Origin of the sequence: Vibrio sonorensis, from assembly GCF_001854765.1 — a bacterium.
Lineage (GTDB): Bacteria > Pseudomonadota > Gammaproteobacteria > Enterobacterales > Vibrionaceae > Vibrio > Vibrio sonorensis.
Genome location: NZ_LJJE01000069.1, coordinates 107,021 through 128,686, shown reverse-complemented (window position 1 = coordinate 128,686; position 21,666 = coordinate 107,021). Strand labels below are relative to the sequence as shown.

The window sequence follows — 21,666 nt, the reverse complement described above, 5'->3', positions numbered from 1 at the left end:
ACATGCTAAACGAGGCCACTTACATGGGCATAGGTTATCACTACATAGAGTGTGGTTTGCCTAATGTGTACCTGAAAAATGGATACATTTTAGAGACCTTTGATAATGAAGAGTACCTGAGTATCGATGATATGGATGCTCTACATGTCGCTATTGGCTCAAATCTGGCGAAAAAGTCGAAGCCTCTGACTGGTGCTGAACTACGGTTTTTGAGAGAAACCTTTAATCACTCTCGCCGTGTATTAGGTGAGATTATGGGAGTAGACCAGCAAACCGTGGGACGCTGGGAAAAGGGTGAAAGCGCGATACCCAAAACGGTCGATCTTCTAATGAGACAACTGTTTTTAGAGTCTATAGACGAAGACAGTAGCCTGAGGTTTTTGCTCGACAAACTTGCAGAGAACGAAGCGGAAACCGTGATGGGTGATTTGGTGGTTTTGGAAGAGCAAAACCATCACTGGTTGAGGGTAGCGTCTGCATGATAGTAAAAATATGAAAATGCTTAGAAATAAACCCAGTAGTTGGATGTTCCAATCGCTGGGGTTGTATGGATAACAACGTTGCTAGTCGAATTTTAGTTGAAGTATTAGATTCCATACAGATGGTAACAGTTCTGAGACTATGACCTTTTCCTCTAAATTAACACCATATCTTCTTAATGAATTATGCGGTTATTATTTCTATAGATATACATGCTTCAATAAGCTCCTCTGATACATGTGTCTATATGAGTACAAGTTATCAACACTCAAAACTTTATTGATCTGAAAACTCTCTTAGAGATTGATGCCAGATAACGAATTGCCACCAGAGTTATTGCTTAAATAACGACAAAGCTGCGAAAACTAAGAGCCGCTAATGCGGCTCTTAATCGTTAGTTAAACAAGCGGCTTAGCAGCTCATCAAAGAAGTCTAGGTTGAGCTGACTGTTTTTGCTGAGTTGGGAGTAAGATTGGTAGTCATTGCCAACCACTTGGAAATTCAGCATATCTAGTGCTTCTTGGTCATATTCAGGGTGTGTGGACGACAACAACCAAGTGCCACTACCGTATTGCCCAGTCACGACCGCTGCGGGTTGTCCGGGCAAGTCTGCAAATGTTGCTACCACCTCATAACCCTCTAGCGCGTTAGGTTGAAACTGGCAGCCGCCTATATAGAGCGATGCTACCTTTGAACCTTGGAAGTCCAACTGAACAACACGTGGGTTAGTACCGTTGTAATTGTCCCCTTGACCATAAGTGGTTATAGGGCCCACTGCGTTACCGGGGAAGAAGCCAAGTTCGTTCTTGGCGATGATTTCATAAGGTTCGCCTTTTGCCCAATAGGTCACTTGGCAGGCCATATAAGCACCGGCACAAATTCCTAAATATCGGCCACCGTTCGCCACGTATTGCTTGATTAACTCATTGGCCAAACCGTTGAGTTTGGCCGATTTGTATCGACTTGCGCCACCGGGCATCACAAACAGGTCAATATCCGTTGTTAATGCGCCGTTTAGAATTTCATTGGCATTAACAAAATAGATCTCTTCTTTACCTCGTAATTTACCCAAGGCGTAATAGAGAATGTGATTGCTTGTGACGTTATCGGTATAAATAAGTATTTTCACGGTCTTTAGCTCTCAATGATTGAGATAGTTTAAGATCGCGATAACACACTAGCTGGTCGAGCTTTAGCAATAGCAGAGGTCAACACACCTGCGATAATGGCTTTGAGAATATCACCCGGAATAAATACCGTTACCAAGGCTGCTGATTCAACAAAACTCTTTTCTAGAACAATTGACATCCCAGCAATACCAAACAGGTACATGACAAAGATCCCGCCGACAATCGATGCAACAGCGGCAACCATAGCCAGTGAACCATTGCGCCATTTTTCTACGATAAGGCCAGTGACGAATGCCGCGATTGGCCAACCGATTAAGAAGCCCGAAGTCGCTCCTGCAAAAACACCCAGACCACCACGGCCACCAGACAGAAGAGGTAGACCTAGCGCGACAAGTAGTAAGAAGAGTAGAACCGCTAGTCCACCGCGTTTAGCACCCAAAATTGTGCCACAGAGCATGATACCTAAACTTTGCGCTGTTATTGGCACTCCAAAAGCCAAAGTGATCTTAGGCACTAAGCCCAATGCTGCGATTAGGGCTGCAAATAGTGCGGTATATGCGATGTTTTTTTCCATTTTAATCTTTCTCCAGATTTGTCGTTCCACCACGTGCTCTAAGGGCTTCTGCTACGTGGTCAGCATCGTCTAATGCGACGACGGTAAAAGGTATTATGATTCTCCAGCCAGAGCGGCGTACCGAGCGCGCTTTCCACGCCATAGACAAATTTTGTCCTTTGGCGAGCAGGACAGGAGTCATACGAATAACCAATGCTATAGAGAGTTCCAATGCTCTAGTGTTGAGCCCTAGACGTTTAAATGGACGGGCTAGGTAATGAACGGCATCTATCATGTCAGAGAGACGAGTTGTCATTGTAACGAGGTTGGCTAAAGCCACTGCGGCGACCAATCTAATAATAATCGTTAAACCTAGTTCAATTTCTTGGGTCCAAAAATGCCAAAGGGCAACAACGAGAACAAAAGGCCATAGAATCATTAGATATCGCAGGCCTGTTGTAAAAAAGGCTTTTCCCGGTAAGGCGTATAACACCAGCACAAAAGCGAGGAAAAGGGAGTGTATGATAAGGCTTTCTACGTGAAACAGCCCGATAGTTGTAATGCATAGTGCTGCGAGTTTGTATCCCGCAGGCCAGCGGTGAGCGCGGGTTTCAGTTGGAGAGGTCAGAGATATCATCACTTTCTCCTAAACGGTGCATCTCTTCTAAATACTTGGGTAGAATTTCATCTTTACTGCCCATCGCCGCCACTTTTCCGCCCTCTAGCCAAAGCAGTGTTTGATAGTTTTCTAAGTCTTGAGGATCGTGGCTGATGTGTATCAAGCTGCCTTCGAACTTGTCTAAATATCGTTGCAGTTGTTTTTTGGTAGGAATATCCAGACCTGCAAAGGGTTCGTCCAAAATAATCAAGTTTGGATTCATTGCAGCAACGGCCATCAGGCAAACAAGGTGTTTTTGGCCTTGGGAAAGAGTGGAAGTGTGGACACTCTGCCAATGGGATTTTCCGAAGTTGGTCAATACGTCTAACGCCATTTGATCAGCTTGTTTCTTCTTGTTTCCAAGTTGACGAAGACCAAAAGCGATCTCTTCAAGAACAGTAGGAAAAATGATCTGGTGATCTGGGTTTTGAAAGAGCATGCCGATCTCTTGGATCGCTCTTTTTCTATCTTTGTACGGATTGATACCAGAGACAGACAGCTCTCCAGACTCTATTTCAACCAAGCCTGACAATACACGGCACAGGGTTGACTTGCCAGAGCCATTACGGCCTATGATACCCAACCTCTTAGCCTGCGTTTGGACTGTTAGGTTGTCCAAAATGGTTTTTCCTTCGATAGCAAAACTGACATTTGTCAGGTCGATAGAGGTTGTGGAACTTGAAGGTTGAGAGATCGGGTCTGTCGAACTAGTCATTTCTTTTATACAAGCTGGTATTTATTGAAAACTGAGCTTGTTCCTAACAGTAGTAAGTTGAGTGCTAACCATCGCTAAGTCGCACTGGTTGTGGAGCGCATAGTAACAACTTGCAATGGTTGGGTAAACCACTGAAAGATTGGGGCTATTGGCGTTAGCCATCATTCGATTTATATTTGTGCAATAGCGGCTTTGGGATATGACAGATGTCATCGGGGCAACGAGTTAACCGATCTTGATGCTCCTCATCGCTGGGGACGTAATTGCTAAGCGGTAACACTTCGACTTTAATTTTGTCCGCATCGGGGCGTCGATTAATATAGGCTTGGGCAGCTTCTAAGTGTTGTCGGCTGTTACTGTAAACACCAGTGCGATATTTCCGACCTGTATCCGGGCCTTGTTTGTCGACGGAGTAGGGGTCGATAATTTCAAAAAAGTAATCCATAAGCTTGTCGATGGAAACCGTTTTGGGATCGAAACGAGTCAAGACACACTCGGCGTACCCGTCGTAATCGGATTTGGTATCTGTTGCAGAACCGTTAGCCCGACCTGCTTGAGTGCCAGTAACCCCGGGTAAGTGTTTCAAGAATTCCTGCACGCCCCAGAGGCATCCGCCTGCAAAATAGATCTCTTCCATATTTGTACTGCTGTTTGTAATTGAACCCTTGGGTGCCAATGTAACGTGATTGAGTCAGAGTTTACAAGAGACGAGTTAGATTGAACGCCCAATGGTAGTGGACTCGATTAAATATTGGCTCTAGAGTGGTATATCCACTTGTAAAGGATAAAAAAATGAAAGCCGTAACCAAAGACGACAATTTTTACTTTTTGTTTTTTGCTTTGCTGGTGCTGTTTTTTGGTTGTGCGGTAATGCAGCAGTTTAACCCCGAAGGACAAAAGCCCTTTTTAGTTCTAATTGTGGCCACATTGGCGGTGTCAATAGCGGGGATCAATCGCAAAAGACCCCTCTATCGAACTTGGTATGGACTGCTGTTGATCACGGCAGCAATCACCGGAGGGTTTTCACTGTTCCAAGACTACAGTCTCGCCATTGTCACTCTGAGCTCCTTATTGATGTTTTTGGTTTCGCATATCTATTCGGCATTGAAGCAGGTGATGCAAGCAAAAACGATTACCCCAAATCACATCATTGGATCCATTTGCATTTACTTATTGATGGGAATGGCATGGGCGACGACTTATCTGCTAATTTTGGAAATATTCCCCAATGCATTTAGTGGCTTAGAGGCATTGCCTTGGCTTAGCAACTTATTTAATGCGCTCTATTTTAGTTTTATTACCTTAACAACAGTGGGCTATGGTGATATATCGCCAACACTGCCTATTTCTCAATTTTTCGTATTTTTAGAGTCTATTGTTGGCAGTTTTTATCTAGCGATTATGGTGGCGAGTTTGGTGAGTATTCGGTTGTCGCAAAATTCGACTGAATAAGTGCGGTTTGGGGTGAATAAAGTCCTTTAATATCAGATAATTATTCCTATTTTATGCTTTGTTTATTGTGATGGGTTGCTCATTAAAGCATCATATATGTCGTTACACTCGCTGTGAACATTCTTATTAATAAAAACGATAACCGCAAACACAACCATATCCATAATCCAGTTTCGGAGAACTACTATGAAAAAATGGTCTGTAACGGTACTAACAGCTGCCATAGCGGTGGCATTGAGTGGTCATGCAGTGGCCTGTACGGGACTTATTGTCGGTAAAGGTGCTTCTGTCGATGGCAGTATTATGATTGCCCGAAATGAAGACTTCGGTATTAACAATTGGAACAAATATCTGGAGTATCGACCTGCGCAGCAAAACAAAGCGGGAGATTGGAAGCTCGCTAATGGTTTAGTGGTTCCAATGCCAGAGCAATTTTATGCTTATTCGGCTATTCCCGATTGGGATGCCATTACCGTTGATAAAGACGGCAAATTTTACGAAGAGCGCGGCATCAATGAGTACAATGTGGCAATTTCTGCCACTACCAGTGCTGAAGTTAACGAAACGGTTTCCAAAATCGATCCTCTGGTGAAACAAGGCGTCGTCGAGTCGGTGATACCTAGTTTAATATTGCCTCAAGTAAAAACGGCGAAACAAGGGGTAGAGCTGCTGGGACACTATATCGAAACGTATGGTGCCGGCGAAGGTAATAGCCTCTACATTGCCGACGTGAATGAAGCATGGCTGTTTGAAGTGGGTTCAGGACACCACTGGATCGCGGTGAAAGTGCCAGATGACAGTTACGCCATGATCGCCAATGGTTTGCGAATCCACGGCGTAAACTTAAAAAGCGACGATGTTCTGCACTCTAAGGGGGTTTTTGATTTTGTGTCTAAACACAAATTGCTGGAAAAACCGAATTCCTCTTCATTCAATTTCGCCAAAGCCTTTGGCGTGATTGCGGACGAATACAATATAGACCGCGAGTGGCTAGGGCAAAAGATGCTTACGCCTTCTAAAGTGCAAAACACGCGCCTTGCTCAATACCCTCTATTCCTAAAGCCAGATGATAAAATTAGTGTGAGTGATGTTGCCCAAGTGTTAGGTGCAACATTTAAAGGCACAAAGTTAGAAAAAATAGGCAAGCGTCCAATGCGAGTGGAAAGACAGTTGGAGTCGCATATTATTCAGCTTAGGCCGGATATGCCACACGAATTTCAAGGCTTGATTTGGCAGAGCTTTGGCGTATTGCCTGAATCGGTGCTGGTGCCTCTCTATTCCACACTTACAGAGTACCCGAAAGCTTACAAAGTGGGTGATGACACCTATAGCGATGATTCAGCCTACTGGCAGTTTAGAAGCTTGACCTCGCTGGCTGCGGCAAACCCTGATAAATATTTGCCTTTGCTTAAACAGACTTGGGACAAAGAAGAAACTAAGCTGTACAAGCAAGTGGCAAACTTAGATCAGACCCTGATCGACATGTATAACAAAGACAAACAAGCGGCCGCTGATATGGCATCTGATTATTCCTATGGTCAGTTAGAGCGGGTGTTATCAATGGCGACAGATATTCGATATAAGATGATGACAGATTTAACCAAGAGCACGGAGAAAAAATACTCCAAGGAAGAGTTTGAAAAAATCATGAACCTTTAATTAGAAGCGGAGCCAAATGGCTCCGCTTTTTTTAGGTTGTTGGTTGCAATTTGTCAGGTTCCAAAGTCTGTTGCTCTCGTTTTTTAAAGGAGAACTTGGTGAGCAACTTAAACGCAGCTGGAACAAAGTAGAAAGAGAGTATGGTAGTGAGGGCGGTACCGCCCGCTATCGCGACAGCGAACGGTGGCCAGAAGCCTCCACCTGCCAAAATTAGTGGCATAAAGCCGCCAATGGTGGTGATAGTGGTCGACGTAATATGACGAGTACAGCTCATTACAGCGTCGAGTATTGCTTGGTTGTCTCCTCGGCTTGCCTCTGGGCTTGCCTCAGTTCCGCCAATATTACAATCGCTGCGTTAATGGCTAACCCCACTACACCCAGCAAGGCGATAATAACGGTAAAACCAAACGGGTAGTTGAATATCCAAATCGATAGTAACCCAAGTCCGGCAGCTAATCCGGCGACAAAGAATATAATGCCGCTCAGTCGGAAAGAGTTAAACGAGAGTACAACCACCAAAATCATCAATACCGTCACCATGGAGATATTCGCCACCAATTGATTGACGGATTCATCACGCTCCGCTGCTTCTCCACCGGTTTCTACTCTATATCCCGCTGGGAACTCATATTCTTCTAACGCTTTGTTAAATTCGTTAAGCACGGTTTGTGGCAATACACCAGCTTCAATGTAACCTTGAATAGTGTTTACCCTCACACCATCTCGTCGACTAATACCGCCGCTACTCGGTTGTAATTCCAGAGAAGATAGGTTCATTACAGACATACCCAATGGAGCATCAGGGGCAACCAGCGGAAAGCGCAAGTTAGCGAGATCCTTATAGCTTTGTCTCTCTCCTTCATTGATGCGGACACGGACGGGAATGGACTCGGTGCCTTCAATCAGGCTGCCACTCTCTCTACCGACTAAAGTTGATTGCAACAGTCCGGCAAATTGATTAAGAGTTACCCCGTTCATTTGAATCGCTTGTTCGTCAACCGTTAACCTAACTGGGGTATTCCGGGCGTTAAGCTTTCTTTCGTGTGCGTTACATGGGGTATCTGAGAAAGAATAAGTCGTATATCTTTGCCAATTTCTTTTAAGGTCTCCATATTGCGGCCGTAAATGCGCAGTTCAACTGGCGCGCTAAACGGCGGGCCTTGCTCTAGTTTTCTGACCAAAATCTGAGCCTGCGGCACGGCTTGATCTAACTTAGTTTGCAATCGAGGGATCAAGTCGTTGGCAGTTTTAAAGTTATCGGTCTTGACCATTGCTTGCGCAAAGTAAGGGGCTTTTTGTTGGCCGCCAACCATGTTGTAGTAAAACGAAGGGAACGAAGCCCCAACCATCCACTGAACTTGTTCGATGCCTTCTTCTTCAGCAATAAGTGTATTGATGTGCTCAGCCGTCCGCTTAGTGGCGTAGATACTGGATTGAGGTGGAAGGTAAACTTGCACTTCAAACATGTCTCGGTCGGATGGGGGAAAGAATTGTTCAGTCAGTTGCGACATGCTCCAGTACCCCGTGACAGGTAGAACCATAGCAAGCATCATAGCCAATACTGGGTGTTTAATTGCCCAGCCCACTGTCGAAGCAAATCCTCTACTCATCCATTTGACAGACAGCCCAGTTTGATACCACGACTGGCTACTTTGCTTGCTGGGTAAAGCAAAACTCGATAGTGCCGCTATGACCGAATGAGAAATCAAATATGAACCAATTAATGAGAAAGAGACGGTAAGAGCAATGGCACCGACAAACTCACCGGTTGGTCCCGGCATCAAGAAGATCGGAGCAAAGGCCAAAACAGTGGTTAGTGTTGACCCTAATAGCGGGATCCAAAGGTGTTGGATAGCGAGTACCGCAGATTCTAGTTTAGCCTTTCCTTTCAATCGATAACTCTGAATGGTATCGACCATAACAACAGCGTTGTCGACCATAATACCCAAGGCAACGATAAAACCAGTGACGGACATTTGGTTAATCGGTACACCCAAAAATCTCATTAAAGTCAGGGTCATTAGCATGGTTAAAGGCAAAGCGAGTGCAATGATTAAGGCCGCTCTGATACCCAGCGTAAACAGGAGCACAATCAAAACTAGGCTTAAACCGATGAGCAGGCTTTCGCTGAGCTCCGTTAGACGTGTTTCGGTGTACCCTTGTTGGCTAAATACTGTCTTTACCGCCACTTCACTTGGTAGCTCTTGGCTAAAGGTTTTTAGTACTCGCTCAGCGGCGGGTGTCCAGCGGTCTACCCTGAGTTCAGAGTTCATTCGCGCGCCGACCATAATGGCTGGTTTGCCATCTAAAAGCGCCATTTCATCGTAAGGAGATTTAGCCGCTCGACTCACTGTCGCAATATCGCCAATGCGAACGGTATGCCCACTTTCGTCAACCATGACAGGGACGTTTCTGATGCGCTCAATTGAGTCAAGGTTAGACGTCAGTTCTAGCGCAAACCTAGAGTTATTGTTAACTAATTCTCCAGCAGAGTTTTTGGCATCTGCCCCTTCTAGCATATTGGCAAGACGTTGGGCGGAAACCCCTAGTGAAACGGCTTTATTGATATCGAGATCAACCAGCACCTCTTCGTCAGGTGCCCCGTATTCATCTACAAATTCAGTACCAGAAAGGGTGCGTAGCCTAGTAGCAAGCTCTTTTGAATAGCGACCAAGTGTGAGTAGATCCGGTTCTCCTTCACCCTGCCAAGATAAACCAGCGAGCATTGTAAAGGCGTAAGCCCTGTCGCTATCGAATTCAGGAGCAAGGGCATCATCGGGTAAATGGGACTCGACATCAGAGAGCTTATCTCGAATGCGTGACCAAATTGGCTCTGGTTGGGTAATCGACTCTTTCAACTCTACTCTGACTGAAGAAATACCCATTCTCGATGTTGATGTGATCAAACTGACTTCGTCGATTTCTCTAAGCTTGTTTTCAATGACTTCAGTGACCAGAGACTCAACGCGGCTAGCGCTCGCTCCGGGAAATACCGTGGTGATCGACGCATTTCGGTTAGTGATGATTGGGTCTTCGGCTCTTGGTAAGGTGTTGAGTGCAGAAAGCCCAGCGACAATCAAAAAGGCCACCATCAACACCATTAAACGAGTGTTGGAAAGTATGGATTGGAAATTCATAACCCGTTACTCCACACTCAGTACTGGTTGACCCGGAACGACCTTGTGCAGGCCATTGGCAATGATCTCCTCACCGGACTGCAGGTTCCCTTGAACGTATACAGCGTCGTTGTTGGCGTAAAGTACGTTTACCACTCTTCGCTGTACGGATTTGTGATCAGGTTCTGGTGTGAGTGAATAAACGTTCCAAGTACCGCGAACTCCATCGGTTAAAGCGGTTGTCGGTATCCAAAACCCTGGCTCTGGATAAGATTTATTTAGATTTAAGTAAGCGAGTTCACCGTCCAATAAGGCGTTACTATCTTCTAAATAGAAGCGCAACGAGATACTGCGAGAATTACTGTCGACATTAGAAGCTTTAGAGATCAGCGTTGCTTTGTAGGGTTGGCTGTTTACCAAAACGGTAAATTGTTTCTGGTTTTCAAATTCAGAGAGGTCTTGACGACTCACGCCAATCACCGCTTCTTTTTGGTCGGTAGAGAGCAGAGACAAAGTCGCTGTTCCCGTTGCGACAACGTCACCAATGGAGACGAATCGCTTACTAATGATACCGGAGTAGGGGGCGCGAATGGTCGACTTGTCTGACTTTAGTTGGTTGGCATCTAGCGCTGATTGAATTCTAAGCGCGTTTGCAGCGAGAGACTCTTTTTTGCTGGTGAGGGTATCAATTTCAGATTCTGAACTAAAACCTTTGTCCTTTAACGCGTACTGACGGCTTAAGTTGGCACTATTAAGCTTTTCTTGTGAGCGAATTTCTTTGAGCTGCGCTAAAAGTTCTTGTCTTTCAGCAAATAACAGTTTGGTGTCGAGTGTGACCAAAGGTTGCCCTTGCTCAACGATATCTCCAACATCAACTAAGACGTTAGAAACTTTACCAGATAACTCAAACCCCAAGTTAGCTCTCTGACCAGAGGTGACGACGCCGACGTATTCTCTTTCCACTTGATACTGCTGACGAAGTACCACGGATTGAGATTGAACAGTAATTAGTTTAAGTGGTTGTTTTTCCTCGCCCTGTGACTCTGTGCACGCTGAAAGCACCAGAGGAAGACTAGCGACTAATAAAGAAGATTTAAGAGTTTTTCGGCGCATCGTGGGATTCCTTGTCTTGCCCAATCTTAAAATCAAACTAGACTGTCTAGTTTGATTTGATAATTAAACTACAACTAAACTGGACTGTCTAGTTTGATATTGATATTGTCACACTTACGTGAATAGGAGATGAATAGATCAATGACTTCTGCAAGTGAACGAAAAAGAAATCGAATTCTTGATGCCGCATCGGAACTGTTTGGCAATTATGGCTATGCCGTCAGCATGGATGCGATATCCAAATTGGCCGACGTATCTAAGCAAACTATCTATGCGCACTTCAAAACCAAGGATATTCTTTTTGAAACCTGTATGAAGGATAAATGCCTTGAGTATCAAGCCAACGAGGGCGGGTTAGACGTCACTCTACCTATTGATCAGGTTTTGTTTCAGTTTGCTAGAGGGTTTCAAGAGATGCTTCTTAAACCGGGGGCACAGCAAACTTATAGAAATGCGGTTGCCAATATTGAAACACATCCCGAGTTTACCGAAACGTATTTAGAATATGGTCCAGAAAGAACCACTAAGTCGCTGGCGTGCTATCTTCAGAAAAAAGTCGATGATGGAACGATTGAGCTTAAACTCAGCAGCGAAGAGGCCGCGGTTCAACTTCTACTTATGTTTCACGGCAAGGCCGTTTATTGGAACTACCTCGGCTGCGATATTGCACAGTCAGAGGAATCGAAAGAACGCTATCTTCGCGACTGTGTTGAGATGTTTTTAGCAAAAACCTTGAAGAGCTGCTGACACGGTTTGTCAGTAAGTTTGGTTAGTCTGACAAGATAGAGGATTAACAAAACAACTAGTCAGTCAAGGAACAGAGATGGCGGAGCCGTTTAAAAACTTACTCAATATCAAAATGGTGGCCGATGTCGCCAGCGTTATTCAAAAGCAATACCAAGAGTTCGACGCACAGGGCTATGTAGACCAGATTGCAAAAACGCTTGATTCGTTAGAACTAAAGCAACGCAGTGACCTTATTTGCCATACACTGGCTGATTTTCTGCCGACAGATTTTGAGCAAGCCGCTCAAATATTAGAAGCGAGTTTGGGACGTGAGCTCAAAGAGGAATGGGACGACTCTTCCATTGATGACTTGGGTATTACTGGATGGGCAGTAATGCCGTTGGCAGACTATGTTGCCTGTTATGGTCGAAACCATTTTGAAGTTTCTATGCATTTGCTCAAGGAGATGACCAAGCGGTCATCGTCTGAATTTGCTATTCGCCCTTTTCTTGACCTAGAAAGAGATAAGACCTTAAAACACGTATATCAATGGGCACTGGACAGCAATTTACATGTCAGGCGTCTTGCAAGCGAAGGCAGTCGTCCAAGGTTGCCGTGGGGGATGCGTTTATCTAAGTTTGTGCAAGATCCCACACCGATAGTGCCTATTTTAGAAGCGCTAAAAGACGATCCAAGCGAGTATGTTCGACGCTCTGTGGCAAACAATCTAAACGACATCGCCAAAGATCATCCTGATTTAGTGGCAAGCATTGCGGAGAGTTGGCTAGTAGATGCTAGCGCAAACCGAAAAAAATTAGTTCGTCATGCCTGCCGTACCCTGATTAAACAGGGGCATCAAAAAACGCTCGACGTTCTGGGATATGGAAAAGCTGAATTGGGCAGATGTCGACTTGAGGTCTCAGCTAGCCAATTGATTTATGGTGGCTCTATTCAAATCAACGCGATGATTAAATCGAGCGCTAAACACGAACAATCTTTGATGGTTGACTACATAGTACATCATCAAAAAGCCAACGGTTCTACGTCACCTAAAGTTTTTAAATGGCGAACCAGTCCATTAAAAGCCGGTGAAACTATTGAACTAACCAAAAAACACACCATTAAGCCGATTACGACCCGAGTTTATTATCCGGGTGTTCACAAAGTTGAGTTGCAAATCAATGGTTCGGTCGTGGCGCAAACTGAGTTTGAATTGCTGATGCCTAGCTAACTTATAAGGGCATTAGAATGAGTAGCTTGATTCTAATGCTCTGACTTGGTTAACTATGGCTCTCTGTTTTCTCAAAGCCTTATTTATGTGAGTAGTTACGTGAATAGCTACGTGAAAAGTTACGTGAAAAACCTTATTGCCATTCTACTCCTTGTTTGTTTTTGTCTTCCCGCATCGGCTAAGAAAACCAGTTATGGTGATGTTATGGTCGCGGCTGTCGTGAGTGTCTACGACGCAGATACTTTCCGAGTCAATATTCAGGGGTGGCCAGATGTCGTCGGGCAAAACATCTCTATACGTGTGATGGGGGTTGATGCGCCGGAAATTCGCGGTAAATGCGAGGCGGAAAAGATCGCCGCAAAAGAAGCCAAAGCCTTTACTAAACAAGCGCTGGCAAGGGCAACAAAAATCGAGCTAAAAAACATCAGGCGCGGAAAATACTTCCGGCTTCTAGCGGATGTATACCTTGACGACCAAAGCTTATCTCAGGCTTTGATCAATCAAGGACTCGCTGTCCCATATAACGGTGGCAAGCGTATCAATTGGTGCAAAAGGCTTTAAACATACTCAGACAGTAGGATTGCCGTGGTACCTTCCTCTAGTGCTTCAAACATATGCGGCTGATCGCCTGGGTAACTGATATAGTCGCCAATTTCTAAAATTTGCGGATCTGAGTTGAGTCCGAGTTTTGCTCTGCCATGAGTGATAACGATATGTTCGATCACGCCAGCATTGTGGGGGTCTGAGTATCTAGGCTCGCCTGGATTCACCTCCAACCAATACAAATCTCTTCGTGCGCCTCTAGGATTTGCGGCAAGTAATGTGGCCATATAGTTGGCTTTCTCTGCCGTCACGGATACACCTTCACCTCTTCTAACAACGGTAGTTAATGGCTGTGGTGGCTCAATTAAGCGAGAGAAAGGGATATCAAGGACTACGCAAATTGCCCATAAGGTCTCGATGCTGGGGTTGCCTTGACCATTTTCTAGCTGTGAAAGTGTCGATTTTGCAATTCCCGCTCGTCTAGCGACCTCGGCGATAGATAAACCCGTGCGTTGTCTTTCGTGATGTAGAGTACTGGCAATTAACTCTATTGGTGCGCTGTTGTCTTTAGTCATTCTTTTTGTTCAGTATAAAAAACGATCGTTTTGTTTGACGAACGAATTTATCTCGTTCAGTATATAAGTCACTCGTTCAATATATCATTTGTCACTTTAACGGTATGTGAAGGTGGTCAGTTCTTTACATCAAGCTTTGAAAAAGGAGAAAAAGGGTTATGGATTACCTGTTATCAGTCGCTTTGTTTGCTATTTCGTCTTCTGTTACACCTGGGCCAAACAATATTATGGTTATGTCATCAGGAGTGAACTTTGGCATCAAACGGAGTTTACCGCTGCTAACAGGAATATGTACTGGATTCACCTTAATGTTATTTCTCGTTGGGATGGGGTTTGGCGAGGTGTTTAAAGCGATTCCAGAGCTTGAACTTATTGTTAAAGTAACTGGCATAGTCTACTTGATCTATCTAGCGTATTTGGTGAGCCAGTCAGGGGAACCAGATAGAGCTGACGGCGAAGCGAAGCCGATGAGCTTTGTTAAAGGAGCGATGTTTCAGTGGGTGAATGCCAAAGCGTGGGTAATTGCCATTGGCGCGGTATCTGCTTTTACCACGGCAGGAGAATCGTTTTTTACTCAAAACCTCACCATTGCTACCACCTTCTTTTTGGTCTCTTTCCCGGCGGTGGGCGTTTGGTTGTTGTTTGGTTCCGTGTTAAGAAATGCACTGAAAACAAAAACGTATCGCTTAGCATTTAACTACTGTATGGCTGCGCTTTTATTGATTTCAGTGCTTCCTGTAGCGATGGATATCGCTGATCAAGTCTCTTTAATCTAAGATAATGCCAACTAACCAACCATATCTTTTTGATCGACTCTCACTCGGGTTGGACAAAAATCGATAATAGAAGAGAGTTCTTTAAGCCGCCTTAAGGTTTTTTGGTTGATGACCGAGCCTGCCTTAACAAGGCAACCACCATTGGAAACGCATATGTCGTCTAACAGAGTCATCCCATCTCTAAGTTCTGACATGCTGTTTGCAACGTGAAACTCAGATTGAATGCCATAGACTCGATTCCCTTCGACTCGCTTTGGTTTGACATTGGAAGGATTGAGCTCAATCTCAGTAGAAACCGATTCATACAGATGCTGCTGGTAGAGCTTTTTAGGTTCGGAAATGGCGAGTTGAATTTTCTCTTGTGCATTTTGAACGGTAATGGGTTTAACCAAGAAGGCGTCGACTTCTAGCGTCATACACGCGGCGATGGTAGCCGTGTCTTGCAACGTCGTTACTGCGATAATCCGCGTATATATCGGATTTTGCGTGTGGTGGGTACGAATGGCTTTGATTAGCTCAAGTCCATTTTTCACTGGCATGTTAATGTCAGTGATCACCAAGTCAACTCGGTTCTCATTGAGCTTAGATAGCGCATCATCACCATCTTTGGCCCCTAAGATGTTTTCATAACCCGCTCTCATCAACATGCTGATAAGGGCTTTACGTGAAAAACTGTGGTCTTCGACCACTAAAATGGTGAAATCTGTAGGGTCATATTCACTCATTGCGACGTCTCCGTATCTACATATCCATTGTCTACTAGGAAGTGTTCTAGTTTTTCCATTGCACGCTTCACTTGCTCAACGTGCTCGGTTAAGTCTTGCCAATCTTGGTCCATCGCATGATCCTGCAAGTACTCCATTAGGTCGCCAATTTGCAGCGCACCAGCACTGCGCGCAGCCCCTTTTGCCGCATGGGATATTTGTTGCACCCATTCCGCTTCTTGGTTGTTTAGTGCCGTTTGTAACAGTTGGAAGTCTTCCAAAATAGATTCCCAGTACCCTTGTAACAACGGCGCAATAACTTCCGGCTCGGTAGTACAAAGGATGTTTTCCAATGCTGTCAGGCATATTGGGGCCTGTGTTTGCTCCCTCTTTTCTTCGTCGGCTCGCAAGGTTTGCTTTGTAGGAAGGGGAGAGAGATGTAGCCATTTTTCTATGGTATTACCCAAGGTTTTCAGCTCTACAGGCTTAGTGAGGTAGTCGTCCATACCTGCGGCGATACATTGCTCGGATGCTTCCATCATGGCATTGGCTGTGATGGCGAGGATCGGCGTGTGCCCAAGGTAGAATCGTTTCTTTCCTGTTGGCGTATCGAACGCGATAACTCATAGCCATCCATAACTGGCATATGACAATCGGTTAGAATTAAATCGAAATCACTATTTTGCCATTGATTTAAAGCGTCTTTTCCATCTTCCGCCATTTGACACTCAAAACCGAGGTAGCTGAGTTGTCGTGAGATGACGTCTCGATTGGTCGGCTGGTCGTCTACGACAAGTATGCTAACGTCTTTTTTAGAAGAGCTAAGATGGCGACTACTGTTTGTCTCTTCCGATTTTTCGCTCGGTTTGCGAATTCCTCTAACAACTCCGACTGCTTGAATGAGTTGACTTGGTTTAAGTGGAGCGCATGAGACAACGTAGTGTTTATCTGAAATCATGCCTTTAACCGCAGCTGCTTCTTTGGTGAATACGATTTTTTTGATCTTGGCGCTACGGGAGTGCGAAGAGGCTTTATCTAGCTCTGCTAAATCTATGTCTGGGCCAACCAACAGCGCATCGTATTTGTGGTTGGCATTCTCGGCAGTTTGAAGCATTTCCTCTAATCTAGAGCTGGTTTCTATCTGGTTAAATTCGCAGTCATAACCCATCAGCATTAAACCAGTAAAAGTACTGATGTTGTGGTGTTGTGATAGCAACAGCAGCTTAGCGCCTTCCATATCTTCGCGGTCATTGTCTTCAGGAGGGGACTCTACTTCGATAAACGGTACTTCTACAAGGAATCGACTACCTAGGCCAAATTTACTCTCTACCTTTATATCCCCGCCCATTAACTCTAATAGAGAGCGGGTGATGGATAAGCCGAGCCCTGTTCCACCATATAGCCGCGTGGTACTGGTATCGGCTTGAGTAAATGCGTTAAACAGCTTCGACACTTGGTTTTCGGTCATTCCGATACCATTATCTTCGACAATGATTTCGATGCAGGGAGCGACGCCATTAGACTTAAGGGAAGCGGATATCCAAATCTTACCCTGCAAATCGTGTTTGTTTTCCGTGAACTTAACTGCGTTGCCGACCAAATTAAGCATAATCTGGCTCAGTCTCACGCTGTCACTCATGATCACTTTTGGAAGCTTACTGTCGTAAGTGACATACATTTCTATGCCTTTTTTATCGGCTTGAAGCCAAAGCACATCGACGGTTCTTTCCAGTAAGGCTTGAAGTTCAACAGGCACACTCTCCAAAGACATTTGCCCAGCTTCAATTTTTGAAAAATCGAGTATGTCGTTGATAATGTGTAGCAGTGTTAATGCGGAGTCTTTTATCGTAACTAGCATTTCACTTTGCTCACTATTTAAGTCACTTTCACTGAGTAAACTCAGCATACCGACCACACCGTTCATGGGTGTTCTGATTTCATGACTCATATTGGCAAGAAACATCGATTTGGCTTCGTTGGCCGCTTGAGCGATCTCGCTTTCATGTCTTAAAAAGGCTTGGGCATTTTTTTCTTTGGTAATATCGATATTGACACCACCCATACCAATTGGCTTGTTGGTCTCTTGGTCAAAAATGACATCAGCCGCTGCTTTTATCCAACGCACTTCCCCCGATGGGACTCGGATGCGAAATTCGGTATTAAACTGGGAGAGGTTTTCTCTTGCCTCGTTGAGGAGTTTTTCTGCGACTTCTGCGTCTTCGGGTAACACGCGTTTTTGCCACATGACGTAGTTGTTTTCACCATTTTCAGGGTCGACGCCATACATATCGTACATTCGCTCGTCCCATTCGAGGTTGTCGGTGATAAAGTTCCAGTTCCAAATACCAATTCCCCCCGCTTGAGTCGCCAAGTTTAAATGCCTAACGACTTCTTCTAGTTCAGATTGGCTTCTCGCTAACTCTTTTTCAGCGGATAGGTAATGGGAGATATCGCGTAGAACGACCACTACATAAGAACCGGACTTTAACGATACGTTACGGATGTATCCCATTAACGGCAGGCTTTCCGCGGTTCCGGAGCGACCGTCGAGCTTGGCGATTTGTACTTCCTGATATTTTTGCACTTGCGATAGCTTAAACTCGATAAAGTCGTCGCTTAAGCCGGGAAGCAGAGTGGTGACATGTTTACCGACCACTCGGTCTTTTTGGTACATAAACATGGTTTGTGCAGCGTCGTTGAGGTCGATGATATTGTTGTCTCTATCGAGCAGAAGCATGGAGTCGGCCGCTTGCTCAAACATTACCCCCATTTGCACTTCGTGTTCGGTTAGTCGCTCTTTCTGCGCTGCAATCATGGCTTCCAACTTGTAGTTGCTGTCGGTTAATGCTCCTTTGATGGCATGGTTTTCCGAAATGTCGCTTTGAGTAAATACAATGTATTCACTCTCTATTTTGGCGTTTTTGATTCGAATGGTGGAAACGCGCAACCACTTTTCTGGGTGACAGTGGCCGATTTCTATTTCAGTTGATTCACTGTCTACTGCGTGAAACAGATGGGTGAGTTTACTTTGATGGTGGCATTGACTGTTTACAAACTGGAGTAGGTTACTGCCTAGTAATTCACTTCTAGTGGTTTGGTAATAGCTAAGAAATGCACGATTAGCATAGTAAACGGAGTGAGAGCCAAGTTTGGCATCACATATTGCAACACCGTCCGGCAGTTCATCGAGGACGGCATTTCCAAACTCTAGTTGGGGCTCGTGGTCTGAGGGCTTTTGTTCTTCCCACAGAAAAGAGGTAAATGGATTTTTCATATTGTTCTGTCCGCATCGCCAACTTACCTGTTACATCATGTGCAACAATATGAGTAAATATAGGTGATGTTGTACGCTTTAGTAGCGGACAGATGAAAAAATGTTTTTTTATTAGGTCAGCGCGAGAGGCTAAGTAAGCCCGTGAGGAACTTACTCAGCCTAGTAGTCGTTAGTCTACCAGTTCGTTGCCAGAGCGCTCTCCGGCAAAGTGCGCCTTGATATTGTTTAGCGTGGTGTCTGCAATATTCCCCAAAGCTTCATTGGTTAAAAACGCCTGATGACCAGTAAACAAAACATTATGACAAGCTGATAGACGTCGGAAGACGTCATCAACTATCACGTCGTTTGATTTATCTTGGAAAAAGAGTTCTTTTTCGTTGTCATAAACATCGAGTCCAAGGGAGCCTAACTTGCCTTTTTTAAGGGCTTCAATAGCGGCTGCTGAATCGAGTAACTCACCGCGGCTGGTATTAATGACCATAACGCCATCTTTCATTTGATCAAACGCAGCGTGATTAAGAAGGTGATGGTTCTCTTCTGTCATCGGGCAGTGCAACGAGATAATGTCACTGTTTTTAAATAAGGTTGGTTTGTCTACGTACTCAGCACCTAACTCAATGGCGGCATCGCTTGGGTAAGGGTCAAAGCAAAGTACTTTCATTCCAAGTCCACGAAGGATTCGAATGGTTGCTAAGCCTATTTTACCCGTACCAATTACTCCCGCCGTTTTGCCGTAGAAGTTAAAGCCGACTAAGCCTTCTAACGAGAAATTAGCATCGCGAGTACGCTGATACGCTTTGTGTAGTCGGCGATTTAGACACATCATAATGCCAACCGCGTGTTCGGCTACAGACTCTGGAGAATAAGCCGGAACGCGCACTACTTGCAGTCCTAGAGACTTAGCAGCTGCTAGATCTACGCGGTCAAATCCAGCGCATCGCATAGCGATTAGCTTTACACCTTGTTCTTTTAATGCAGAAAGAACAGGTGCGGAAAGGTCATCGTTTACAAAGGCGCAAACTGCTTCACAACCGTCAGCCATACGGGCGGTTTTTTCTGTCAGTTGGAAATCGTGAAAGTGCAGTTTAAATTGATTGTTATTGTTGTTTTGCTTAAACGACTTTTCGTCGTAAGACTTAGAGCTAAAAATGGCTACTTGGGTCATAAATATCTCTCCTCAAAAGTTGGAGTAAAATGCAATTGCCTGTTATCAATGAAAAAGTTGTTTATTGGGCAAGCCAGTTATACTTATCACTAAATGCATCTATAAATAAACCACAAATTTACTGTGGCTTTATTGATTGTACTGAGGAAATTTTGATGAAGGCCATCTCCCAGCGAGGGGGCAAACGTAAAGGTGAAAAGAGGCCGCAATTACATGCGGCACATAAATGACGATATTCTCAGTGCTATTTTTTGCGTAAATAGCGTGACAAAGCGATGAAAATAAATAAACCAAAGCTGATGCTGCCACCACCACCTCCCGACTGGTTTGGTTGTTCTGCAGGTGAGGTATTGCCGTTACTTTGGTTGTTAGTGTTATTATTGCTTTCGTCATTGTTTATGTTTGTCCCTCCCTCGGGAATAGCAGGACTTTCGGAGTCGTTAACAAACTTTACTGGTATGGTGGTATTAGCATTGTCATTGAGAGAAAGTACGGCTTGTTGTTCTCCTGTCAGACCATTGTGTTCAAGCGTTATTCTACAAGAATCTATGTGTTGAAGCGTTACCTCACACCCGCTGACCGAGAAGTTTGCTGAGTCGCCAGTCATTGTAGGAGCAAGGGTGTCGGCGGTACCAGAAAAATTTTGAACTTCAAAGCTAACTACTTTATTCGTCAAGGTTAATACAATATCAGTTGGAGCGACTACTCTGTTAATAGCCGAAGCAAGAGCAGGAATGTACCAACTCAAGTGAGTAAATTGTACCTGGCGATCAACTGGTGAATTAACCACTTCTGACTTGATTATTGCGTACACCTCGCGGTCGCCGACCGGAGTGCCACTATCACCAGTTGTTGGTGTTGCCCCAATTCTTTCAGGCGTGGCTTGTAAATAATCATCTTGTCGGTAATAGCACTCTTGTCCATTACCACCATTGGTGCATCGAGTGTCGGTAAGATGATCCCATGCATTCAAAATGTAATAACTCGATGAATCGGTGTTGTATATGACTTTTGTTTCTTGCATTGTTAAAGGCTGAGTGCCATTTTCATCTAAACCCCATCCACGAACTATGACCCAAATAGGTTGAGTACTATAACCTTCACGCGGATTATAAAGTTCGTGTAATTTAGCGTGATGTTTTTGCTTTACCTTTGTGCCTAGCTTTAACAAGGCGATATCGTGTTGAAATGTCGATATCATTCGAGCGCGATTGTAATGGGTAGTATGATAAGTTAAACCAGTCATTGGAAACATAAAAATGAATTCGTTAATTTCTCTTTCTGCGGCATCATAAACGCTTGAGCGGTCACCTAAAAAATTAACGACGCTGTAAGTCGTAGAGGTCTGGTTAGACGTAGAAAACTCTATACCCTGATAGAGAGTTATGTCATTTGCAGCCCCATTATCTATCCAGAAATTATGAGAGTGGAATGTCGTATAAATGGGTGTACCAACGCATTGTGCAGAAGTGAGAATATACTCTCCTCCTATTAATAGACCGCCACATGACGACGTTACTCCAGCCGCATCTTTTATCTCGAAGCGTACGACATAGTCTTTGTAATTTGACTCTGAAACATTGTCTCCTAACCTAATCGCATAAGCGTTTATTGACAAAATAAGAGAAATGAAACTTATAATTAACACCTTAACCATGAGTAATTAATATCCTTTTAATTGTTTTAATAGACAAACATTATGCTGATGAATTAATCAGTAATCTTCAGACGAAGTAATCAATTGTTAATTTGGTGAGCTATTGAAGAATGTTAAAAATTGATGTCGAACTAAGTCA

General features: G+C 44.4%; 21 protein-coding genes and 1 pseudogene. 8 read left to right on the top strand and 14 right to left on the bottom strand.

Going from position 1 to position 21,666, the window contains the following annotated elements; genetic code table 11:
- Positions 1–2: 2 nt before the first annotated feature.
- The gene (locus tag BLO31_RS12745) at positions 3–482 is read left to right on the top strand and encodes a helix-turn-helix domain-containing protein (RefSeq protein WP_217495125.1); all 480 of its coding nucleotides are present in this window, start codon (positions 3–5) and stop codon (positions 480–482) included.
- Positions 483–874: 392 nt separating this feature from the next.
- Here the strand turns inward: BLO31_RS12745 and BLO31_RS12740 are convergent, their stop codons facing one another.
- From BLO31_RS12740 to BLO31_RS12720, 5 genes are all read right to left on the bottom strand, one after another.
- Entirely contained in the window at positions 875–1,609 is a 735-nt protein-coding gene (locus tag BLO31_RS12740) for a BPL-N domain-containing protein (protein ID WP_070967065.1), read from the bottom strand.
- 29 nt (positions 1,610–1,638) lie between these two features.
- Positions 1,639–2,184, bottom strand: coding sequence for a biotin transporter BioY (locus BLO31_RS12735; protein WP_070967061.1), 546 nt, complete (start codon positions 2,182–2,184; stop codon positions 1,639–1,641).
- A 1-nt stretch (position 2,185) separates the two neighbouring features.
- The gene (locus tag BLO31_RS12730) at positions 2,186–2,800 is read right to left on the bottom strand and encodes an energy-coupling factor transporter transmembrane component T family protein (protein WP_070967057.1); all 615 of its coding nucleotides are present in this window, start codon (positions 2,798–2,800) and stop codon (positions 2,186–2,188) included.
- Positions 2,775–3,536 (bottom strand): energy-coupling factor ABC transporter ATP-binding protein, encoded by a 762-nt coding sequence (locus BLO31_RS12725; protein WP_070967052.1) that lies wholly within the window; start codon positions 3,534–3,536, stop codon positions 2,775–2,777. The genes BLO31_RS12730 and BLO31_RS12725 overlap by 26 nt, the downstream gene beginning before the upstream one ends.
- Before the next feature lie 154 nt (positions 3,537–3,690).
- The gene (locus BLO31_RS12720) at positions 3,691–4,173 is read right to left on the bottom strand and encodes a peptide-methionine (S)-S-oxide reductase (protein ID WP_070967048.1); all 483 of its coding nucleotides are present in this window, start codon (positions 4,171–4,173) and stop codon (positions 3,691–3,693) included.
- Between the two features lie 155 nt (positions 4,174–4,328).
- Here BLO31_RS12720 and BLO31_RS12715 point away from each other — a divergent pair, with 155 nt between their 5' ends.
- Both BLO31_RS12715 and BLO31_RS12710 read left to right on the top strand, forming a co-directional pair.
- Positions 4,329–4,988, top strand: coding sequence for a potassium channel family protein (locus tag BLO31_RS12715; RefSeq protein WP_070967045.1), 660 nt, complete (start codon positions 4,329–4,331; stop codon positions 4,986–4,988).
- A 186-nt stretch (positions 4,989–5,174) separates the two neighbouring features.
- Positions 5,175–6,647 carry a C69 family dipeptidase gene (locus BLO31_RS12710; protein WP_070967042.1) on the top strand — a complete coding sequence of 491 codons (1,473 nt, stop codon included), beginning with the start codon at positions 5,175–5,177 and terminating at the stop codon, positions 6,645–6,647.
- Positions 6,648–6,678: 31 nt separating this feature from the next.
- On the opposite strand, the gene BLO31_RS24885 is transcribed toward BLO31_RS12710, so the two are convergent.
- From BLO31_RS24885 to BLO31_RS12700, 3 genes and pseudogenes are all read right to left on the bottom strand, one after another.
- The gene (locus tag BLO31_RS24885; RefSeq protein WP_281182268.1) at positions 6,679–6,921 is read right to left on the bottom strand and encodes a hypothetical protein; all 243 of its coding nucleotides are present in this window, start codon (positions 6,919–6,921) and stop codon (positions 6,679–6,681) included.
- A pseudogene (locus BLO31_RS12705) lies at positions 6,921–9,739 on the bottom strand (efflux RND transporter permease subunit). The gene BLO31_RS24885 and the pseudogene BLO31_RS12705 overlap by 1 nt, the downstream one beginning before the upstream one ends.
- A gap of 51 nt (positions 9,740–9,790) precedes the next feature.
- Positions 9,791–10,876: an efflux RND transporter periplasmic adaptor subunit gene (locus tag BLO31_RS12700; RefSeq protein WP_070967039.1), complete on the bottom strand. Its 1,086-nt coding sequence runs from the start codon at positions 10,874–10,876 to the stop codon at positions 9,791–9,793.
- Between the two features lie 141 nt (positions 10,877–11,017).
- Here BLO31_RS12700 and BLO31_RS12695 point away from each other — a divergent pair, with 141 nt between their 5' ends.
- The 3 genes from BLO31_RS12695 to BLO31_RS12685 all read left to right on the top strand — a co-directional run bounded on the left by BLO31_RS12695 (position 11,018) and on the right by BLO31_RS12685 (position 13,394).
- Entirely contained in the window at positions 11,018–11,623 is a 606-nt protein-coding gene (locus BLO31_RS12695) for a TetR/AcrR family transcriptional regulator (protein WP_070967035.1), read from the top strand.
- A gap of 76 nt (positions 11,624–11,699) precedes the next feature.
- Positions 11,700–12,833: a DNA alkylation repair protein gene (locus tag BLO31_RS12690; protein ID WP_070967032.1), complete on the top strand. Its 1,134-nt coding sequence runs from the start codon at positions 11,700–11,702 to the stop codon at positions 12,831–12,833.
- 111 nt (positions 12,834–12,944) lie between these two features.
- On the top strand, positions 12,945–13,394 hold the full coding sequence (locus BLO31_RS12685; protein WP_245688496.1) for a thermonuclease family protein: 450 nt from the start codon (positions 12,945–12,947) through the stop codon (positions 13,392–13,394).
- Here BLO31_RS12685 and BLO31_RS12680 read toward each other — a convergent pair.
- Entirely contained in the window at positions 13,391–13,951 is a 561-nt protein-coding gene (locus BLO31_RS12680; protein ID WP_070967029.1) for a helix-turn-helix domain-containing protein, read from the bottom strand. The genes BLO31_RS12685 and BLO31_RS12680 overlap by 4 nt on opposite strands.
- A 158-nt stretch (positions 13,952–14,109) precedes the next feature.
- Between BLO31_RS12680 and BLO31_RS12675 the strand changes: the two genes are divergently transcribed.
- The gene (locus BLO31_RS12675) at positions 14,110–14,727 is read left to right on the top strand and encodes a LysE family translocator (RefSeq protein ID WP_070967026.1); all 618 of its coding nucleotides are present in this window, start codon (positions 14,110–14,112) and stop codon (positions 14,725–14,727) included.
- A gap of 11 nt (positions 14,728–14,738) precedes the next feature.
- On the opposite strand, the gene BLO31_RS12670 is transcribed toward BLO31_RS12675, so the two are convergent.
- The 4 genes from BLO31_RS12670 to BLO31_RS12660 all read right to left on the bottom strand — a co-directional run bounded on the left by BLO31_RS12670 (position 14,739) and on the right by BLO31_RS12660 (position 19,870).
- The gene (locus BLO31_RS12670) at positions 14,739–15,452 is read right to left on the bottom strand and encodes a response regulator (RefSeq protein WP_070967023.1); all 714 of its coding nucleotides are present in this window, start codon (positions 15,450–15,452) and stop codon (positions 14,739–14,741) included.
- On the bottom strand, positions 15,449–15,973 hold the full coding sequence (locus tag BLO31_RS24535; RefSeq protein ID WP_245688495.1) for an Hpt domain-containing protein: 525 nt from the start codon (positions 15,971–15,973) through the stop codon (positions 15,449–15,451). The genes BLO31_RS12670 and BLO31_RS24535 overlap by 4 nt, the downstream gene beginning before the upstream one ends.
- Positions 15,970–18,705 (bottom strand): PAS domain-containing hybrid sensor histidine kinase/response regulator, encoded by a 2,736-nt coding sequence (locus BLO31_RS12665; protein ID WP_245688494.1) that lies wholly within the window; start codon positions 18,703–18,705, stop codon positions 15,970–15,972. The genes BLO31_RS24535 and BLO31_RS12665 overlap by 4 nt, the downstream gene beginning before the upstream one ends.
- A gap of 169 nt (positions 18,706–18,874) precedes the next feature.
- Entirely contained in the window at positions 18,875–19,870 is a 996-nt protein-coding gene (locus tag BLO31_RS12660) for a 2-hydroxyacid dehydrogenase (RefSeq protein ID WP_070967020.1), read from the bottom strand.
- A 29-nt stretch (positions 19,871–19,899) separates the two neighbouring features.
- Here BLO31_RS12660 and BLO31_RS12655 point away from each other — a divergent pair, with 29 nt between their 5' ends.
- On the top strand, positions 19,900–20,100 hold the full coding sequence (locus BLO31_RS12655) for a hypothetical protein (protein ID WP_070967015.1): 201 nt from the start codon (positions 19,900–19,902) through the stop codon (positions 20,098–20,100).
- 14 nt (positions 20,101–20,114) lie between these two features.
- Here the strand turns inward: BLO31_RS12655 and BLO31_RS12650 are convergent, their stop codons facing one another.
- A complete protein-coding gene (locus tag BLO31_RS12650) occupies positions 20,115–21,527 on the bottom strand; it encodes a trypsin-like serine protease (protein ID WP_070967012.1) in 1,413 nt (470 codons plus the stop codon).
- Between the last annotated feature and the right edge of the window lie 139 nt (positions 21,528–21,666).

Coding starts and splice junctions, on each gene's coding strand:
- BLO31_RS12650 (WP_070967012.1), bottom strand. CDS start 21,527: ATGGTTAAGGTGTTAATTATAAGTTTCATTTCTCTTATTTTGTCAATA.
- BLO31_RS12735 (WP_070967061.1), bottom strand. CDS start 2,184: ATGGAAAAAAACATCGCATATACCGCACTATTTGCAGCCCTAATCGCA.
- BLO31_RS12715 (WP_070967045.1), top strand. CDS start 4,329: ATGAAAGCCGTAACCAAAGACGACAATTTTTACTTTTTGTTTTTTGCT.
- BLO31_RS12730 (WP_070967057.1), bottom strand. CDS start 2,800: ATGATATCTCTGACCTCTCCAACTGAAACCCGCGCTCACCGCTGGCCT.
- BLO31_RS12675 (WP_070967026.1), top strand. CDS start 14,110: ATGGATTACCTGTTATCAGTCGCTTTGTTTGCTATTTCGTCTTCTGTT.
- BLO31_RS12725 (WP_070967052.1), bottom strand. CDS start 3,536: ATGACTAGTTCGACAGACCCGATCTCTCAACCTTCAAGTTCCACAACC.
- BLO31_RS12700 (WP_070967039.1), bottom strand. CDS start 10,876: ATGCGCCGAAAAACTCTTAAATCTTCTTTATTAGTCGCTAGTCTTCCT.
- BLO31_RS12660 (WP_070967020.1), bottom strand. CDS start 19,870: ATGACCCAAGTAGCCATTTTTAGCTCTAAGTCTTACGACGAAAAGTCG.
- BLO31_RS12670 (WP_070967023.1), bottom strand. CDS start 15,452: ATGAGTGAATATGACCCTACAGATTTCACCATTTTAGTGGTCGAAGAC.
- BLO31_RS12665 (WP_245688494.1), bottom strand. CDS start 18,705: ATGAAAAATCCATTTACCTCTTTTCTGTGGGAAGAACAAAAGCCCTCA.
- BLO31_RS12655 (WP_070967015.1), top strand. CDS start 19,900: ATGCAATTGCCTGTTATCAATGAAAAAGTTGTTTATTGGGCAAGCCAG.
- BLO31_RS12695 (WP_070967035.1), top strand. CDS start 11,018: ATGACTTCTGCAAGTGAACGAAAAAGAAATCGAATTCTTGATGCCGCA.
- BLO31_RS24885 (WP_281182268.1), bottom strand. CDS start 6,921: ATGAGCTGTACTCGTCATATTACGTCGACCACTATCACCACCATTGGC.
- BLO31_RS12710 (WP_070967042.1), top strand. CDS start 5,175: ATGAAAAAATGGTCTGTAACGGTACTAACAGCTGCCATAGCGGTGGCA.
- BLO31_RS12720 (WP_070967048.1), bottom strand. CDS start 4,173: ATGGAAGAGATCTATTTTGCAGGCGGATGCCTCTGGGGCGTGCAGGAA.
- BLO31_RS12745 (WP_217495125.1), top strand. CDS start 3: ATGCTAAACGAGGCCACTTACATGGGCATAGGTTATCACTACATAGAG.
- BLO31_RS12680 (WP_070967029.1), bottom strand. CDS start 13,951: ATGACTAAAGACAACAGCGCACCAATAGAGTTAATTGCCAGTACTCTA.
- BLO31_RS12690 (WP_070967032.1), top strand. CDS start 11,700: ATGGCGGAGCCGTTTAAAAACTTACTCAATATCAAAATGGTGGCCGAT.
- BLO31_RS24535 (WP_245688495.1), bottom strand. CDS start 15,973: ATGATGGAAGCATCCGAGCAATGTATCGCCGCAGGTATGGACGACTAC.